General features: G+C 46.2%; 10 protein-coding genes. 1 reads left to right on the top strand and 9 read right to left on the bottom strand.

All coding sequences use genetic code 11. The annotated features are described in order from the left end of the window. Window positions 1-28 precede the first annotated feature (28 nt). The 9 genes from HMPREF0999_RS11500 to HMPREF0999_RS11540 form a co-directional block, all read right to left on the bottom strand. Complete coding sequence (locus tag HMPREF0999_RS11500; protein WP_009275971.1) at window positions 29-3,496, bottom strand: DUF1080 domain-containing protein; 3,468 nt, start codon at window positions 3,494-3,496, stop codon at window positions 29-31. Window positions 3,497-3,508: 12 nt separating this feature from the next. Next, a complete protein-coding gene (locus HMPREF0999_RS11505) occupies window positions 3,509-4,765 on the bottom strand; it encodes a Gfo/Idh/MocA family oxidoreductase (RefSeq protein ID WP_009275972.1) in 1,257 nt (418 codons plus the stop codon). A gap of 145 nt (window positions 4,766-4,910) precedes the next feature. Then, entirely contained in the window at window positions 4,911-6,311 is a 1,401-nt protein-coding gene (locus HMPREF0999_RS11510; protein WP_009275973.1) for a Gfo/Idh/MocA family protein, read from the bottom strand. A gap of 101 nt (window positions 6,312-6,412) precedes the next feature. Further along, complete coding sequence (locus HMPREF0999_RS11515; protein ID WP_008780575.1) at window positions 6,413-7,939, bottom strand: sulfatase family protein; 1,527 nt, start codon at window positions 7,937-7,939, stop codon at window positions 6,413-6,415. Between the two features lie 6 nt (window positions 7,940-7,945). After that, entirely contained in the window at window positions 7,946-9,637 is a 1,692-nt protein-coding gene (locus tag HMPREF0999_RS11520; protein WP_005856821.1) for a RagB/SusD family nutrient uptake outer membrane protein, read from the bottom strand. 14 nt (window positions 9,638-9,651) lie between these two features. Further along, the gene (locus HMPREF0999_RS11525; protein WP_009275975.1) at window positions 9,652-12,954 is read right to left on the bottom strand and encodes a SusC/RagA family TonB-linked outer membrane protein; all 3,303 of its coding nucleotides are present in this window, start codon (window positions 12,952-12,954) and stop codon (window positions 9,652-9,654) included. An 83-nt stretch (window positions 12,955-13,037) separates the two neighbouring features. Then, a complete protein-coding gene (locus HMPREF0999_RS11530) occupies window positions 13,038-14,060 on the bottom strand; it encodes a FecR family protein (RefSeq protein WP_029257176.1) in 1,023 nt (340 codons plus the stop codon). A gap of 81 nt (window positions 14,061-14,141) precedes the next feature. After that, on the bottom strand, window positions 14,142-14,744 hold the full coding sequence (locus tag HMPREF0999_RS11535) for an RNA polymerase sigma-70 factor (protein WP_008772119.1): 603 nt from the start codon (window positions 14,742-14,744) through the stop codon (window positions 14,142-14,144). Window positions 14,745-14,962: 218 nt separating this feature from the next. Continuing rightward, window positions 14,963-16,228, bottom strand: coding sequence for a DEAD/DEAH box helicase (locus HMPREF0999_RS11540; protein WP_009275978.1), 1,266 nt, complete (start codon window positions 16,226-16,228; stop codon window positions 14,963-14,965). Window positions 16,229-16,336: 108 nt separating this feature from the next. Between HMPREF0999_RS11540 and recQ the strand changes: the two genes are divergently transcribed. Then, a complete protein-coding gene (gene recQ, locus HMPREF0999_RS11545) occupies window positions 16,337-18,172 on the top strand; it encodes a DNA helicase RecQ (protein ID WP_009275979.1) in 1,836 nt (611 codons plus the stop codon). Window positions 18,173-18,266 lie beyond the last annotated feature (94 nt).

Raw genomic sequence — 18,266 nt, forward strand, 5'->3', positions numbered from 1 at the left:
TCTTTCTATATTCAAAGCCTAATATAAATTATTTCAATTCCTTGATACGAATATTGCGGAATTTGACAGGGGAACCATGCCCTAAGAAACCTATATGACCTTTTTTGTTAAACAAACCCGGATGCTCCTTTCCATCAGGCGTACCATTCTTCACGGCATCCCGAATATTTCCATCCAAGATTACTACTCCATTCACCGTCACACGGATATGATCGCCATCCGCCATGATCTCTTCCGTATTCCATTCTCCAACCGGCTTGAACGCTTTCGGATGATCCTCACGGGCGGGAATGATACCGTATACGGAACCGTGATGTTGCAGCGGAGTGATGTTTCCTTGGTAAATAGGATGTTCACAATCCAAGACCTGCACTTCCATACCTACATATGCTGCATCTCCTTCCATCGGCGTACGAATACCGACACCGTTATTAGCTCCCGGGGTTAACTGGAAGTCAAAACGATAGATAAAGTTTCCGTATTCCTTCTTGGTGTACAGATTACCACCGAAACTACTGCTTGGGACCATAGAGATACAGCCATCTTCCAAGATATAATCAACCGTGTTTCCAGTCCACTCATGCATATTCGTTCCGTCAAACAAAACCTTGAAGCCCTCTTTTTCCTCTTCCGGCGATAATTTGAACGGTTCTTGTTTTTCCAATTCCTTTACGTAGATATTACGGTAATAGACCTTGCTGCCATGAGCTTGCATCTCGATTTGCTCTACCGGGAAAATCGGAAGCTTGCGATCCCAATAGTTTTCCAGAATCACGTTATCTACCACTTTTTCTCCGTTCAAGACAACCGTCACACGGTCACCAACCATCTTAATATAGAAGGAATTCCATTCACCCAATTTATTGTCGGCCACTTTCGAAGGCTTGCTCTCGTTTACCTGATTGTTGTACAAGCCACCGGAACCTACTTGCGCACCAACATTTACCCGAGAAGTATCCCAGATCTGGACTTGAGGAGTACCACGCAGATAAATACCGGCATCAGCCTCAGGGCCTTTCGGATCCAACATCCAATCCACATACATCTCGAAATCACCATATTGCTTTTCCGTACATAGGTTATCGTACCCAGTACCGTCAAATACTAACAGGCCGTTCTCTACTTTCCAGTCACGACGCATATTCTCATCTGCCTTCTCCTGCGCTTTCGCCAATTGAGCCGGTTTCATTTTCGCACGGGCGATCGGATTCTCGACCAAACCTTTCCAACCCGTTAAATCCTTACCATTAAAGATAGAGACAAATCCGACCTCGTCCGGCATCGCATCCAAATGTTGCTTCAAGGCATCGATATCATAACGAGCGTCTTCCCCGTCAAACATGGTCAAAACACGTTTCAAGATAGCCTTCACATTGTCACCCTTATATTCCGGATGGTTACGAGCGATATTCCAAACCGCATAAACAGCCGCAGAACGAACAGCCGCATCGCTTGAATCCAAGAATTCCGACGCATACATCAATGCCAAGAAGGTATCCGCCCGTTGGATCTGACGTAAAATAAGAGCCTTTTGCTCACTCGTCCGGGCAATCTCCATGACTTTCCGCAAGCTCAACAAACGATTCTCTCTCGTAAATGCCGGATTAGATACCAACTGCACATAACGCTTTAACGCCCTGTCGAATACTTGATCGGAAGCGGCTGATTGGCAAACCTTAAATAGTTCGTCGGCAGCCTCAATACCCTTCCAAGCCAACAAAGCGTCAAGAGCCGCATCCTTGGCCGCTCCATTTCCTTTATTCAATCCTTCCACGATCGTAGCCAAAGCCTCTTTCTCGCCAGTCGCTGATAAGACCTTATAATAAAGATATCTCTTGCTGTCCCCCGCTTGTATCATACGACGATTCACGTTAGATACTTGAGTTGCCGCCGGTTGTTTAGAGATGGCGGCAATGATCGCATCTTGAAGCGGAGCGACAGCTGAAGCCTCCGCAGTCTCCAACATTCCGCACAATAAAGTGAAATCTTTCTCGGATACTACATCTTTCAATGCGGTATAAGCGGCTTTCTTCACCTCTGAGGAGCCGGATTTAATCTGATCCAGTACCGTATTTAGATTCGCGTCGGCCATACGTATCGCCAACAGTTCCAAACCAGCGATTTTTCCGGCATCGGAAGCGGACGGGATCACTTTAGCGACTGCTTGATCAATATCGCCGTTAAATGCCATCAAAGCATCTTGACCCAATAAAATCACTTGCTTGTCATTGCTCTTCAACAAATCAGCCAGCACAGGAATGACACTCTTATCACCGATTTTAACCAAGGCCCAAACAGCGGCCTGTTGCACATCGAAATTCTTATCTTTCAATTGCTCCAAGAGAACTTGCTTCGCGGGTAAATCAAAACGAAGTTCCAGATTCTTGATCATGTCATGTTTAGACGGGCATTTGCTTTCACGGCCTATCCAGTTCAAGATATCCACCTTGACTTCCGGCTTCGCCTTTAACATGTGTTTCATGACCTCAATATAAACATTTTGATCAGCGAAACCCGAAGCAAAGTTCAAAGCCGCATTACGGTATCCCTTATCCGTATCTTTCAAAGCCGATAATAAATTCTTCGTAGCAGCTTCCGGCTTAGCAGCCAATAGAATCTGAAGAGCGGCCTCACGGGTCTGTGTCATACCTGCTTTCGTAGACTTCTTCAATAAATCATTCGCTGCTTTCTCCGCATCTTTGGTATCGCCTTGCTCAAGGACACGTTTTATCAAAGCGATATACGCCTCATTCGCCCCGGTCTTTTCCATTTTATAACCGGCTTTCTCGGCAACGGCGGCTAAATCACTCAGAGAAGCTTTAGAACCTACACGGCTCAACGCATAAAGAACCTCCTTCTGCATATTCTCATCGCTGGAGCCAAGCATCGCTTTCAATACATTTTCCGCATCAGCGATTTGCACGTCAGCGATCGCACGGATAATATCCTTTTGCGTCTTCGGAGTACCGGAACGACGCATCAAAGAAGCCACCAAAACCTTCTTAGCGTTATCGGTACGGATTGCGGATAACGCACGGGCAGCAGGACCGCTTAGGTTCTCATCGTTCAAATAGCTAGCCAGCGTATCCACACACTCATCTTTTCCCAGTAATTGAAGCTGTCGGATAATAAAAGCCTTTGTCTCCCGGTCGCTCACCTTATCCAAGGCTTTCAAATATGCGTTGGCTGTTGCTAGACGTGCGTTCTCCTCACCTTTCGCCATCACGTAGTGAGTCAATCCGCTCAACGCATAATCCACGTTCGAATTACTGCCTTTTCCCGGAGCGTTAATCTTGTTAATCAACATCAAGACCCCTTCCTCGCCAGTGGAGCTTAGGTCATTAATTAATTTGTTATATTCAGCTTGCTGCTCCGCCGGCATCTGTGCCAGTACATCGGCAACGATCGTCTTCGATGTACGATTAGCTGGGCTTTGAGCCATTAACATACTACCGCACAACAATAAGCTGGCAATTGATATATATACTTTTTTCATATGTGTATGTGTTTAAATATTCCAAGGCGCTCTCATCGGCTGATCCAACAAACGATTAGCGGCCTCATCATTAATAAATTCCAGTTTTACGGGATCAAAGTGAAGCGTACGATTCAAACGAAGGGCTACGGCACCCATATTCACGATCGTAGCGGAACGGAAGCCATTACGCTCATTCAAGGCAAAAGGCTGACGAGTCTTTACGCACTCGATAAAGTCGGTAACCTGTGGCTCAGGTTCGGGATAATCGGATAACTTTTTCTCCCAATCCGGGATATCACATACGAAATTCTTATAAACATTCCCGTTCGGTCCGGAAATATAAGGTGTGTTCGGATCCCCGTAATCACCTCCCCAAAGTACGATCTGGCAACCATCCTCATAGGTATACGTAATCGAGCGCCAAGTACCCACGGCGTCCGGATGTTGTTGCGGAGCATCCACCTCTACCTTAACCGGGCTGGTATTATCTTTTCCTAGAAAATATTGTACAGGGTCAATATAATGCTGTCCCATATCCCCTAAACCACCGCCGTCATAATCCCAGTATCCACGGAATGTCTGATGCACACGATGCGGGTTATAAGGTTTGTAAGGAGCCGGACCCAACCAGAAATCATAATCCAGCTCACTAGGCACCGATTGTGGTTCCAGATATTCTTTACCAACCCAATAGAACTTCCAGTCGAAACCGGTATGCTTGCTGATCGTTACCTTTAGCGGCCAGCCCAACATACCACTTTGAACCAGTTTCTTCAAAGGTTTCACTGGAGTGCCCAGTCCATAGAACAGGTCAGCGAAACGGAACCAAGTGTTCAAGCGGAACATACGTCCGTATTGCTTCATCGCTTCCATTACCCGTTTACCCTCCCCGATCGTACGGGTCATAGGCTTCTCACACCAAATATCTTTTCCTGCTTTAGCGGCCTCGACAGACATGATACCATGCCAGTGAGGAGGCGTAGCTATATGAACGATATCTACATTGGGATCTAGAATCAAATCACGAAAATCATGGTATGCGGCAATCTTATCCTTTACCAACTGTTTACCTAGCTCCAGATGATTCTTATCGACGTCACACACAGCGACAAGACGAGTCCCGGCATAGTCCACATGTCCACGGCCCATACCACCTGTACCGATAATTCCTTTTGTTAATTGATCACTTGGAGCGATGAATCCATTACCCAACACGTGGCGCGGTACAATCGTAAATGCCGCGATTCCTCCAAGAGTCTTCAGGAAGTCTCTTCTGTTTGTCTTCATAGTACGAATTTAAAATTTAGATAGAATAGATTAACTTGAGTGACAAAAATAATCATAATACTCGAAGAGACAAGAAAAATGTATATAAAAAAGAAAAGGATGCCTTTAACAAAGACATCCTTCCCTAGTATTTTATGAAAATTTATTACAAAGCGAATTGCGGTTGACGGTGAATCCATTGTCCACGGGTGAAATCCGGGAAGTCTACTAAAGCACCGCCACGAGCGATTGACATCTCTGACAAGCCGGAGATAGCGCTCCAAGCGGCAGCGTCATAGCAATCCATTGGAGCCGGTTTTTTATTACGGATAGCGTCGATCAAGTCGTACATCATGATATAGTCCATACCACCATGTCCGGCCTCAGCCGCCTCAGCGGAATGTTGTGCCCATAATTTATGGTCATATTGCTTGAACCATTCCTCCGAATCATCCCAACGGTGAGGTTTGGATTTACCCTGTACATATACATGATCGCCATCATTCATCCATAAACCCTCAGTTCCCTGAACACGGAAACCTAATGAATAAGGGCGAGGAGAATTGGTATCATGGGTTACGATAATCGTTTGTCCATTAGAACACTTAATCATAGAAGTCACGATATCTCCCAAATTGAAGTTGACCTTCGCCAACGGATGATTCTCACCCCCATTATCCACGATAAACTTATGCAATCCACGAGATTGAGTAGCCATAGCGGATAAAGAAAGGAAACGGTTACCACGATTGATATCCATACAATGAGCTATCGGTCCGATACCGTGAGTCGGATAGATATCGCCATTACGATGTACGGAATGGTTCGTACGCCATTGAGCCTCGGCGAAAGCCGTCGGACCCATACGAAGATCACCACTACCCGGTACATAGTTGTAATGAGTTCCATCGTTGAATTTCACCTCACGCAAGTCATGCTCATAACCACAACCACCATGCAAGATCTCGCCGAACAAACCTTGGCGGACCATATTCAACGCAGCCATACAGTCACGACGATAACATACGTTCTCCATGATATTCAAATGGCTTCCGGTTGCTTCCGAAACATTTACCAAATCCCAGCACTCCTCTAACGTGTTAGCCGCAGAAACCTCCACGCCTACATAAGGAACACCAGCCTTCATAGCGGCGACAGACATCGGTACGTGCCATTCCCAAGGACTTGCGATGATCACGCAATCAAACTCCTCGTTGTTCAACATATTCTCAAATTCACGTTCACCCCCTTTGTAAACTTTCGGAGCAGGGACATTAAATTTAGCGATATGTTTCAAGGTACTATCGATCGGGCCCTGTTGGATATCGCAAATCGCTACGATCTTATTACCGGGGATCGCCAATACATTATTAATATGCTCATGGCATCTAGAACCCGTTCCGATGAAACCGAAACGTAATTTACCATCATCTTTACCGGCTGTTTTTTTCTTTTGGGGTTCAGCGGCAGTTGTTGTAGCTCCGGCGTTTCCAGCCATTGCCAAGCCTGCGGCACCAATACCAGCGGCAGATACTTTCTTAAGGAATGAACGACGAGTGTTTTCCATATATTTTATAAATTAGTTTGTGTTTTGAGGATACAAAATTAAAAAAAATATTTTTTCAATCAAAACGTTATTGAGTATTTTGAAAAATAAAGAGTCCAAGACTAAAAGTTCGTTATCTTTCCGGTTTCCCTTTTTAGCCTCTCGAAGGTCATCATCATCTGTCGAAGTCTTTTAGGTTCTTTTTCCGCCAAATTAACTTGCTGACCGATGTCTTCCTTTACATTATATAATTGATAACAGTTACTATTTCCGGCAAAGGCAGCCTCCTCCGCGTCGCCATAGGTATCCGGATACGGCGGGATCATGACCCAATCACCATCACGTAGCGCATAATTGAAATAACCTTCCAAGACAAGTTCCTTTCGCCCATTACCACCTTTTCCTAGGAAGACAGGCAAGGTGTTTTGGCTATCTACCTTATCAGAATAGGTCTGTCCGATCAACGCCGACAGCGAGGCTAACAAATCCATCTGGCAAACCAAGGCATCCGACACAGCGCCCGGCTTAACTTCCGCAGGCCAACGAAGCATGAACGGGATACAGGTCCCACCATCATACAAGCTCGTCTTTCCTCCACGAAGCGGTCCGGCCATCTTATGATCCCCTACCAATTCCACGGCTTGATCTTGATAACCGTCATCCAGAACCGGTCCGTTATCGCTAGTGAAAACAACTAACGTATTTTCCGTTAGCCCCAACTTATCCATTTCCTTCAAGAATTCGGTCACGCACCAATCCGCTTCCAAGATAACATCTCCACGAGGTCCCATCCCCGACTTACCCGCGAATCTCTCGTTCGGAACACGAGGTACATGCGGTTGATGCAAGCCATAGTACAGGAAGAAAGGTTTATCCTTATTCTCTTTCATAAAACCTTTCGCCTTCTCAAGGAACAACTCTGCCATATCCTCATCTTTCCATTGGGCGGTCTTGCCTCCTTTCTGGAAACCAATTCGAGGTACACCGTTTACGATAGCGCCGGCATGCCCGACACTCGGGAGCATTCTCAGTAATTCAGGATTATCCTTCCCAGTCGGTTCCCCGGGGAAATTCTCCTTATAACTGACATAGAGAGGATCGTTCGGATCGAGGTTTACACCTCTCCCATTCTCGATAAAGATACAGGGAACCCGGTCATTAGTAGCAGCTTGGATAAAAGAATAGTCGTAACCGATCTCTTTCGCTCCGGGATAAACCAGCTTGTTCCAGTCTACCACCCCGTCACCTAATCCTAGATGCCATTTGCCGACCGAGCCGGTGACATAGCCCGCTTGCTTCATCACCTTCGGCAAGGTAACCTGTTGAGTATTGATAATCAGAGCCGCATTGCCGGGAAGTATTTTGGCATCCCTATTTGTCCAAGGATATAATCCGGTAAGCAAGGAATACCGGCTGGGGGTAGAAGTAGCCGCCGTACAATAACCTTGCGTAAAGCGTATGCCTTCATTTGCGATACGATCCATTCCCGGAGTCTGTATGCGATGAGCCCCGTAACAGCTTAGATCACCATACCCGAGATCATCGGCCACGATGATCACCACGTTAGGTTGCCGGGGAGCTGATTGAGCTATTAAAGTTGTTGGCAAGGAAAACCCTGCCAACACACTCATTATACAATACTTATTCATCGCTTATTACGGATTCTGAGTTAATGTACCCGGATAAGCGTTAATCTCAGACTGCGGAATATACTGGATAGCCAACGGGCTGGTAGCAGGATATTCAGGCACGCCGTCATGGAATCCCGGGTAATGACGTTTCATCGTATCGCCTACACGATATACATCAAAACCACGGTCAGCCTCATAAGCTAATTCCAACTGACGTTCTTTCATGATAAGCTCATGAGCGTTTGTCGCATCCAAAGATTTATATCCGGCGTTAGGTAAGGAACGGGTACGAACGGTATTCAAATCGGCTAATGCTTTTGTATAGTTTCCTAATTTAGCGCTAGCCTCGGCGCGAATCAGGTATAACTCACCTAAGCGAGAGATAACCGGTGAATAAAGGTGGGGATAACCTTCTTGCTTAGAGCATTTATAACTATAGAATTTCGGATTACCTTGGCTTTCTAACATCAGGTAATCATAATCACCGACATAAGTTTTTCCCTTATAACTAATAGAATAACGTTTATTATCCACATCTACGGGAGTTAATGTGTACTCTTCATCATCCACGGTAGCGATTAACTTACCACCTACTTCCTTTGTCTCACCCTGACGATATACATAACCGGAAATCTTTCCGTCCGTATACAAGTTAGCGACGAAACGGAAAGCCGGAATTTGATCTCCCGCATCATTCTTCTTATATTGTGGATGGATAAAAGCCTCGCGGGCATCCGTATTTTTACCTGTCTCATGCAGCAAATCCATGTATTTAGCGCTAGCGTATACCTCACCCCAGCCTTGACCATCAATCTCCGCATACATACTACCTAACGGGCTACCCCAATCATCCCAATCCGAAGCAATGAATTTCACGGCAAAAATAGTCTCCGTTTGAGAAGCCGCATCCGGAGCAAGCTCATTATATGTCATAAACGTCGAACGACTCAATAAGGAGAATTGATTACTCTCGATTACCTCATTCGCATAATTATAAGATAATTGAGCGTATTCCTTATTCGGATTCTCAAAAGTACCACTCATATACATATAAACCTTGGCCAACAAGGCTTGAGCCGCATACTTTGAGGCATAGGCGGGCGACTTAAAATCAGACATCAACTCTTCTGCCTTTTTCAAGTCAGACAGAACTTGCTCATACGTATCTTTCACGGAAGAACGATCCGGAAGATCCAGGTTATCCATATCCTCAGGCATACCATTCACAATAGGTACACCCAGATTCTTCTCCGGTTCTTGATAATAAGGACGGCCAAACACACGACACAGATAAAAATACATCATGCCACGCATATAATAGGCCTCACCCAACTTTTGGTTCAACTCTGGAGATTCATTCTCATTGATCATCTTCATTAAAGAACTTGTCTGCGAGATGATATTATAAGCACTGTTCCAAACCGTAGAAAGCCCACCATTATTAACGGTATGCTGATAAGTAAAGTAAGTACCGAATGGATTTGTGGTCGGCTTATCCTTGCAAACGTTATCCCCGGGGAACTCTCCACAATAGTGTAAATGCTCAGATGCAGTTTTCAATTTAGCGTAGCAACCGTTTAATAAGACATCAACCGCAGCATCCTTATCTTCCATGATCTTGTCCTCCGTATACTTATCATAAGGCATACGTTCGATATCACAGCTTGTTATAAATGTGGCCGCTGCCGCAAGAGCCACTATAGCTATTTTTTTCATTCTTATTCCTTTAATTAAAATGTAACATTTAAACCAAACATAAATTTACGGGCTTGTGGGTACGGAGAAATGGCCACACCAACCGAACCAGCCTTGTATTGGCTTCCTACCTCAGCGGGAAGTTCCGGATCCACTCCAGAGAAACCCGAAAGAACAAACAAGTTCTCACCCGAGAAAGAAAGACGGACATTGTCTACATATTGGATCTTCCAAGGTAACGTATAGCCTAATGTCAAGCTACGCAAACGTAAATAGCTCGCATCCTCCAAGTAACGGGAAGATCCCTTGCTGGATTGGCTCTTATTACCATATTCAGCTTTTGGATGGGTAGCGATATCGCCCGGTTTTTCCCAGCGATTCCAATCATCCCTTAAATTCATTTGATTATAGTTTACATAAGCACCATCACTATCATACATAGAACGGTCATAATTGTAAATCTCACCTCCTACCGAATAACCGAAGACTGCGGATAAATCGATATTCTTCCAAGATAGATTTGTAGAGAAACCACCGTAGAAGTCAGGGCTTAATTTTCCTAATATAGTCTGGTGCTTGGAAGCCTCGCTATAATCAGAAGTTGTTATGCGTTCTCCTTTCTCATTTGTTGTATACCACAACGGAGCTCCTGTTTGCGGATCTACGCCAGCCCATTCAGTTCCATACCAAGTATCCACATCCTGACCCGGAGTCAAGATCTTATCCATATAGATGTAATAGCTTGTTCCTGCGTTGGCAGTAATAATCTCGCTCTTACCACCATACAATTCTGTGATCTTATTACGGTTCAAGCCCAAGTTAGCGGCAACGCTCCAATTCCAATCACCACCTTTCAAGATGTCCACACCTAATGAAACCTCGAAACCATTATTCTTAACAGAACCAACGTTACGATAGATACCCGTGATACCTGTCACACCGGGCAGAGGCACTTTATAAAGCAAATCGGTTGTTTTCTTATTGTAATAATCCAAATTAATAGTCAGACGATCGAACAAGATAGCGTCGATACCTACACCCGCCGTATAGGTTTTCTCCCATGTCAAGTTCTTATTTTCTTTTTGAGCAATTACCGCACCCGGATCACCGTTGTATCCCGTAGACATAGCATACAAAGTATACTGCGAATACAGCTCAGTAGGACGATTACCTACAGAACCATAGCTAGCGCGCAACTTCAATTGCTGTACCCAATCCTTTGCCTTGAAAAATTCCTCCTGATGGATATTCCAACCACCACTAACAGAGAAGAAATTACCATATTTAGCATCCTCACCAAAGTTTGAGGCACCATCTCGGCGGAAAGAGAAAGACAATAAATAACGATTGTCATACGCATAATTGGCATTGAACAAATAGGATTGTACAGCCCATTCCTCTTGCGATCCTTTTATTGTCTTAGGAGTTGTCGCTACATCTGCCACGGAGAAACCCGGAGCGAAACTAGCCGCTGTCTGATCCTTGATTTCCCGGGTATAAGAGTTCCACTCATAAGCCAATATCGCATTGATGGAATGTTTATCGAACACCTTATTAAAACGAAGCAATTGGTTGCTATATACCCGATAAGAAGTTGTGGTCTTATCTTGCAACAATCCATTGTCGGCCTCTCCTGCCTTAGAGCGAGGATCGTTATAGCCTTTGAAAAGAATGTTATTATATTTATAGCTATTCACGGACGCAAAAGTCAACCAATCGGTAAACTTGATATCGAAGTCAAAGTTTCCCATAAACTCATAGGAAGTTTTCTTCTCATAATTCCATTGCAGGTCATACAAGTAATTTGTAGCATCGCTATTCACCCAATCGGTCGGCCTGTATTGCTGGATCAAGTCGCCATTCTCGTCATACGGGGAGTCCCAAGGGAAATTAACGTACATGATAGCGCCTAGATCTTGCTGCTGGTCCATCACGTCGCTACGGGTAGCCCATACTTTAGGTTTGATAGTCAACCAATCCGTCGCTTGGTAATCCACATTGAAACGCAAGTTATAACGCTTGTAGTCATATCCTTTCACGGCACCATCCTCATTATAGTAACCAACGGATGTATACGTCTTGATCTTCTCTGAGCCACCGGAAACAGATACGTTATAGTCTTGAGCGAAGCCCAGATGCGTACCCTCTTTCCACCAGTCGAAGTTACGGTTGCGCAAATCCTCCGTAAAATAACTCGGAAGGGCGTCTTGATTAGCGAAAGATTTATAATAATCATATAATTCCTCGCCGTTCATCATATTCATGTTTCCACGGTGCAACTGGTTCACACCCATCTTTACGGAAGCGTTGATCGTAGCTTTTCCGATCTTACCTTTCTTCGTAGTCACCACGATAACACCGTTCGCTCCTTGAGAACCATAGATAGCGGTTGAAGCGGCATCCTTCAAGATAGACATGGATTCGATATCAGCCGGGTTCAAGCTACCCGCATCCGTACCGACGATTACGCCATCCACGATCCAAAGAGGGTCCGTGCTACCGTTTACCGTAGACTTACCACGGATCACCACCTTACCGGCAGCGCCCGGCTGACCACCACCCGAAGTAACCTGCACGCCCGGAGCCTTACCAGACAATAAGTTCTCGACCGTAGGGCTAGTGGCATCCAACAATTTCTCGTTGCTCACCACCTGCATGGCACCCGTCAAGCTTTCCTTTTTTTGCACGCCGTAACCAACAACAACCACCTCCTCAAGGTTCTGAGTGTCTTCCTTGATACGGATAGTCATCGGAGCACTAGTCGCTTTAACCTCATGGTTCACATAACCGATGTAAGAAACGACCAAAGTAGCTCCGGCCGGAGCTTCCAAACTAAACTTTCCATCGAAATCGGTACTGGTACCGTTCGTAGTGCCTTTCACGAGCACATTCGCGCCGATTATCGGCTCACCCGTCACCGCGTCAACAATGGTACCTGAAATCGTAATCGTCTGCTGCGCCACCATTCTCTCTGCGTTTCTCAATGCATTTGGATTAGAAGATGACTTGTAAACAACAATCCTATTGTTGTTTACAACAAAATCAGCATGCTGATTTTTCAGCGCCGTCGTCAAAATCTCCTCGACCGAGCGGTTCGACATGTCGATTGAGATACGCTCATTCAGATTGATGTCATTGTTACGGATAAGGAACGTGTAATTGAATTTTTCCTCGATCAAATCGAAAAGTTCTTTTAATGTCGTACTTTCCATTTGAACAGACATCATTTGTGTCTGAAGTTCGGACGCTGAAACCGTACCGGGAATAAACGGCAGTCCCGCAAGCATACATGCGGCTACCATCATCTTACCGGTCTTCTTGAAATAGTTCATTTCCATTAAAGTTAGATTTAATAAATAATTTTCTCGTTTATACTATTTTCCACACTTACACCTTAGGATTAAGGTTTGTATTTTTGTTTTTACTTATCTTTTATAATAATCTCATCTCCCGAACGAGTCCACACATATTTATGATCCACGTCCACCTCACGAAGGATCTTATCCAACGAATAATCTTTCGTAAAGCTACCGGAGAAGATTTCCTTTCTCAAAAGATCGCTCTCGACACGAATACGCACGTTGAACTTACGTTCCAAATCCTTGGCGATACTCATGAAAGGTTGCTCGGAGAATTTCAGGCTACCGTCCATCCAAGAGAGAGCATCCTTGGCATCCACCTCACTGACTCTTACCTTATTGGTCTGCTTATTAAAGCTTAGTTTCCGGTTTGGAGTCAAGGTCACATCGCCCGCATGGGCAACCTCATCCCGCAAGCTCACGTTTACTTTTCCCGACACCAGAGTGACATCGGTCATTTCATCCATTCCGTAAGCCTTTACATTAAAGCTAGTTCCTAGGACCTTGATATCCAACTTCTTTGATTTTACGATAAAAGGCTTAAGGGAATCCCGGGTAATCTCGAAGTAAGCCTCACCATCCAATTGTACGCTACGTCCGCTCGTATTGAAATCACTGCCATATCTCAACGTGGAACCTGCGTTAACCCAGACCACGGATTGATCTGGTAAAACGACTTTCGTTTGGGCTCCCATAGGAGTTGTCGTCTCAAAATAAGCCAAGGCGGCAGATTTCGGCTGATTATGTCTCGTTCCTATATAATAAGAGGCAGTCCCCACCGATACCACGATCAAGACCGAGGCGGCAACTTTTCCTAAAAACCGAAAATTTAGCCAATGATTCTTTTCAGAAGGAATAGCGGGATCGATAAGTGCCCCGAAATATTTTTGGAAATCGGCTTTCATATCAGAGGCAAACAAAGGTACATGCGCCGTCGCCCAACAATCCGCCATCTCGGAAAGGCACTGTTTATGAGCGTCATCCGTTTCCAACCATTGTAGTAATTCATTTCGCCCCTCCTCGGATATATCTCCCATGAGGTAGCTATAAATTAAATCTTCTATGTGTTTATTCTCTATTTCCATGATATTAACAAAGGAGCCGGTTTTCAACCCGGTTTCTATTATATACACCTGTTTTAGAGATTCCGTTTAAGGAGATTCCAATTATTTTTCGAAAAAATTAAATATAAGTAAGAAAAGAGGGTAAAGATCGCCTAAAAGTTCACGCAACTTCGCCAAACCGATCTTGATCTGTACTCGTACCGTACTGGAACTGATATGATTTGTTATCGCTATTTCCTCATAGGTCTTGTTATGGTAAAGATATTGCACGAAGATATCCCGGCATTTAGCGGGCAAGGAATCCACGGCACGATAGATTTTCTCCTCGAATTCCTTATTCTCCAGATAAGCCAACGGATGGGGATCGGCGTCTATCTGCAACTCTTGTATCGACAATAAGTTTTCTTGTACATCTGATAAAGGGACTTCTTGCTGACGTTTATCTCTTAAATAATTCAGGCAATAATTACGTACCGAGCGAATTAAATAAGCGTTTACCGGATGTATTAACGCCGAATGGTGATTCCATACATTCATAAAAACATCATTAACGATCTCACGTGCCGCCTCCGAATTATAGACATATTTAGTCGCTACGGCGCACAAGTACACGTAGAAGGTCGTATATAATTGTTCAAATGCTTTGGCATCGCCATTATTGATCCGAGATATTATGTCCTCCTTTACAATCAGCACAAACGTCAACCCTTAAGTTTCACTCACAATTGAATCACAAAAATAATGAAATATTCCAGAGATTACCTCATTTTAAAAGAAAGTATAGGGTAATAGCGCCAAACAGCTCGCTAAAGCGGACTGTTTGGATACTTAGGTGACGAACCGGATGCCACCGGCGTGGCACGACTGTGCCAATGCTATGGAAAGGACTGACACTATACGTCGTTACAATACAACAACTTAGATTACTTAGAAGAATTGGCGGCACGCTTCTTGTTACGCCAGTAACTACCGTCACGTTTGCTTCCGAACATATTACGGCGTTTCGACTCTTGCTTGATCGCTTCTTTCTTCTCGGCTACGGCGGCTTTCACCTCCTTGGTCTCATACATATGGCCACCGGCTATGGGGACTTCCTTGCCGATCAGTTTCTGGATATCTTTCAACAAAGGTACCTCCTCGGCGTCGCAGAAAGAGAAAGCCACACCTTCACGGCCCGCACGACCCGTACGCCCGATCCGATGTACATAAGTCTCGGGTACGTTAGGAAGCTCATAGTTAATGACGTGCGTCAGATGATCCACGTCGATTCCACGGGCGGCGATATCCGTAGCGATCAGCACACGGGTCGTATGATCCTTGAAATTCGTCAAGGCACGCTGGCGGGCGGTCTGGCTCTTGTTGCCATGGATCGCCTCCGCCCCTATCTCCGCTTTCGACAAGACACGGGCCACCTTGTCCGCCCCGTGTTTCGTACGGGTAAAGATCAATACGGATTCCAGTTCCGGGTTCTCCAACAAGCTTTTCAGCAAGTTGATCTTCTCGGCCTTCTCGACGAAATAAACGGATTGGTCGATCGCATCCACGGTCGATGAGGCCGGGGTTACTTCCACCTTTTGCGGCTCGCTCAAGATCGTACCTGCCAAGCGCTCGATCTCAGGGGGCATGGTAGCGGAGAAGAACAAGGACTGGCGTTTCTTGGGCAATAGCGGTAAAATACGCTTGATGTCATGGATAAAGCCCATGTCCAACATACGGTCCGCCTCGTCTAAGACGAAATACTCCAAGGTATCCAAGTGGATGAATCCTTGTCCGATCAAGTCCAGCAGACGTCCCGGCGTAGCGATTAATATATCGATGCCTCTTTCCAAGGCTTCCGTCTGGGGCTTCTGTCCCACCCCGCCGAATATCACCGTATGGCGTAATCCGGCGAAACGGCCGTAAGCGGCAAAGCTCTCTCCGATCTGGATGGCAAGCTCACGGGTAGGCGTAAGGATCAATGCCTTGATACCCCGTTTGTAACCTTTCTTCTTCTGGAGATATAACCGCTGGATAATCGGGATGGAGAACGCCGCCGTCTTACCGGTTCCTGTCTGGGCGCAACCCAATAAATCATAACCTTGCGAAACGATGGGAATCGCTTCTGATTGTATAGGTGTTGGAGTCGTATAACCTTCTTGCACGAGAGCCTTACATATCGGCTCTATCAAATCTAAATCTTCAAATGTCATTCTAAAATAGGGTGAGCCATCACGGCTCGTTATGTAAATAATGCGGGCAAAGGTAGTAAAACTTTATGATATAAACTATCTTTGCGCTTTTTATGCCCGTAAAGCGATATGAAAGAATTATTACTACTACTGAAGAAGTTCTTCGGATATACCTCCTTCCGTCCCTTGCAGGCGGACATCATACAGCGTATCTTACAGAAAGAGGACTCGTTGGTGCTGATGCCCACGGGTGGAGGCAAGTCGATCTGTTTCCAGCTACCGGCTATCTATCTGCCGGGTACGGCTTTGGTGGTGTCCCCCTTGATCGCCTTGATGAAGGATCAAGTAGAGGGGTTGATCGCCAACGGCATCCCGGCGGCGGCGTTGAACAGCATGATGCCGGAAGAGGAGCAACAGCAGGTGAAGCAACTTTGCGTGCAGGGCAAGATCAAATTATTGTATATCTCCCCGGAACGGATCAAGATGGAGGCGGACTGGTTCCTGCCCCGGCTGGACATCTCGCTCATCGCTATCGACGAGGCGCATTGCGTATCGCATTGGGGGCATGACTTCCGTCCGGAATACACGCAACTGGCGATATTGAAGGAACGTTTCCCGAAAGTCCCGGTCGTGGCCCTGACCGCTACCGCCGATAAAATCACCCGGAAGGATATCCTAGAGCAGTTACGGCTTCGTACGCCCCAAACGTTCATATCATCGTTCGACCGCCCGAACATCTCCCTCACGGTACGCCGAGGGCTTAACAAGAAAGAGAAGATCGCCGCCATCGTCCATTTCATCCGGGGGCACCGGGAGCAGAGCGGTATCATCTATTGCATGCGCCGCAACGATACGACCGAGCTGGCCGATGAGTTGGCGATGTATAATATCAAGGCGATCGCCTACCACGCCGGCCTCCTGCCCGCCCAACGGGAACAGGCCCAGAACGACTTCATCAACGACCGGGTGGACGTGGTGTGTGCCACGGTAGCTTTCGGGATGGGTATCGACAAGAGCAATGTCCGCTGGGTCGTGCATTACAGCATGCCGGGGAGTATCGAGAACTACTACCAAGAGATCGGCCGTGCCGGAAGGGACGGGATGAAAAGCGATGCCCTCCTGTTCTATTCCTTGAGCGACTTGATCGTACTTCGCCGTTTCGCCGAGGAGAGTGGCCAAAGCGAGGTGAACTTGGAGAAACTAAACCGGATGAGACGGTATTGCGAGTCCGATATGTGCCGCCGCCGTGTCCTGCTCAGTTACTTCGGCGAGGAGGCGGACCATGATTGCGGCAACTGCGACGTGTGCAAGAACCCTCCGCAACGCTTCGATGGCAGTGTCTTGATACAAAAAGCGCTGAGCGCCGTCATCCGGACCGGCGAGCATGTAGGCATGCAAATGCTGATCGACATATTACGTGCCTCCGGTCGGGCGGAACTCCTTGAGAGAGGATACGATAAGCTAAAGACGTACGGCGCCGGACGGGATCTCTCTTATAAAGAATGGAAGGAGTACATTTACCAGATGATCCAACTCGGGTACATGGAGATCGACTACGCCGCCGAGCGTGTCTTGCGGATGACCCCGCTAGGCAGGCGTGTCCTGTACGGGGAGCAAAAGGCCCAGCTCGTCATCTATCGGGAACCGGATGAGCTGACACGCCCCGTCCGGAGAGGCGAGCGGAAATCCTCCTTCAAGGCCCAGCCGATCCGGCCGATCCGGTCCGCCTCTACGGACGAGACCTTGCTGGACTCCCTCCGCCAGCTTCGCAAGCAAATTGCCGAGCGAGAGCATACGCCGGCTTATATCATCTTCTCCGACGATTCCTTGGAAGACATGGTGGAGAAGAAACCGGTCACCTTGGATCAGTTCAGCGACATCCGGGGCGTGGGGCAAATCAAGCTGGACCGGTACGGGAAGGTGTTCGTGGCCTTGATCCGGTTCGTGCTGAAGCTACCGAAATAAGAAGAACACATGTTAATGTTTTTAGCTCCTAAATGGAAAATATAAAAAAATCACATATATTTGTCTACAGTTATTAAGCACAATGCCCCATATT

The organism is Parabacteroides sp. D25 (assembly GCF_000307475.1).
GTDB lineage: Bacteria > Bacteroidota > Bacteroidia > Bacteroidales > Tannerellaceae > Parabacteroides > Parabacteroides distasonis.

Bases quoted from the DNA above. Each gene is read 5' to 3' on its own strand.
- HMPREF0999_RS11500 (WP_009275971.1), bottom strand. From the start codon at position 3,496: ATGAAAAAAGTATATATATCAATTGCCAGCTTATTGTTGTGCGGTAGT.
- HMPREF0999_RS11505 (WP_009275972.1), bottom strand. From the start codon at position 4,765: ATGAAGACAAACAGAAGAGACTTCCTGAAGACTCTTGGAGGAATCGCG.
- HMPREF0999_RS11510 (WP_009275973.1), bottom strand. From the start codon at position 6,311: ATGGAAAACACTCGTCGTTCATTCCTTAAGAAAGTATCTGCCGCTGGT.
- HMPREF0999_RS11515 (WP_008780575.1), bottom strand. From the start codon at position 7,939: ATGAATAAGTATTGTATAATGAGTGTGTTGGCAGGGTTTTCCTTGCCA.
- HMPREF0999_RS11520 (WP_005856821.1), bottom strand. From the start codon at position 9,637: ATGAAAAAAATAGCTATAGTGGCTCTTGCGGCAGCGGCCACATTTATA.
- HMPREF0999_RS11525 (WP_009275975.1), bottom strand. From the start codon at position 12,954: ATGGAAATGAACTATTTCAAGAAGACCGGTAAGATGATGGTAGCCGCA.
- HMPREF0999_RS11530 (WP_029257176.1), bottom strand. From the start codon at position 14,060: ATGGAAATAGAGAATAAACACATAGAAGATTTAATTTATAGCTACCTC.
- HMPREF0999_RS11540 (WP_009275978.1), bottom strand. From the start codon at position 16,228: ATGACATTTGAAGATTTAGATTTGATAGAGCCGATATGTAAGGCTCTC.
- recQ (WP_009275979.1), top strand. From the start codon at position 16,337: ATGAAAGAATTATTACTACTACTGAAGAAGTTCTTCGGATATACCTCC.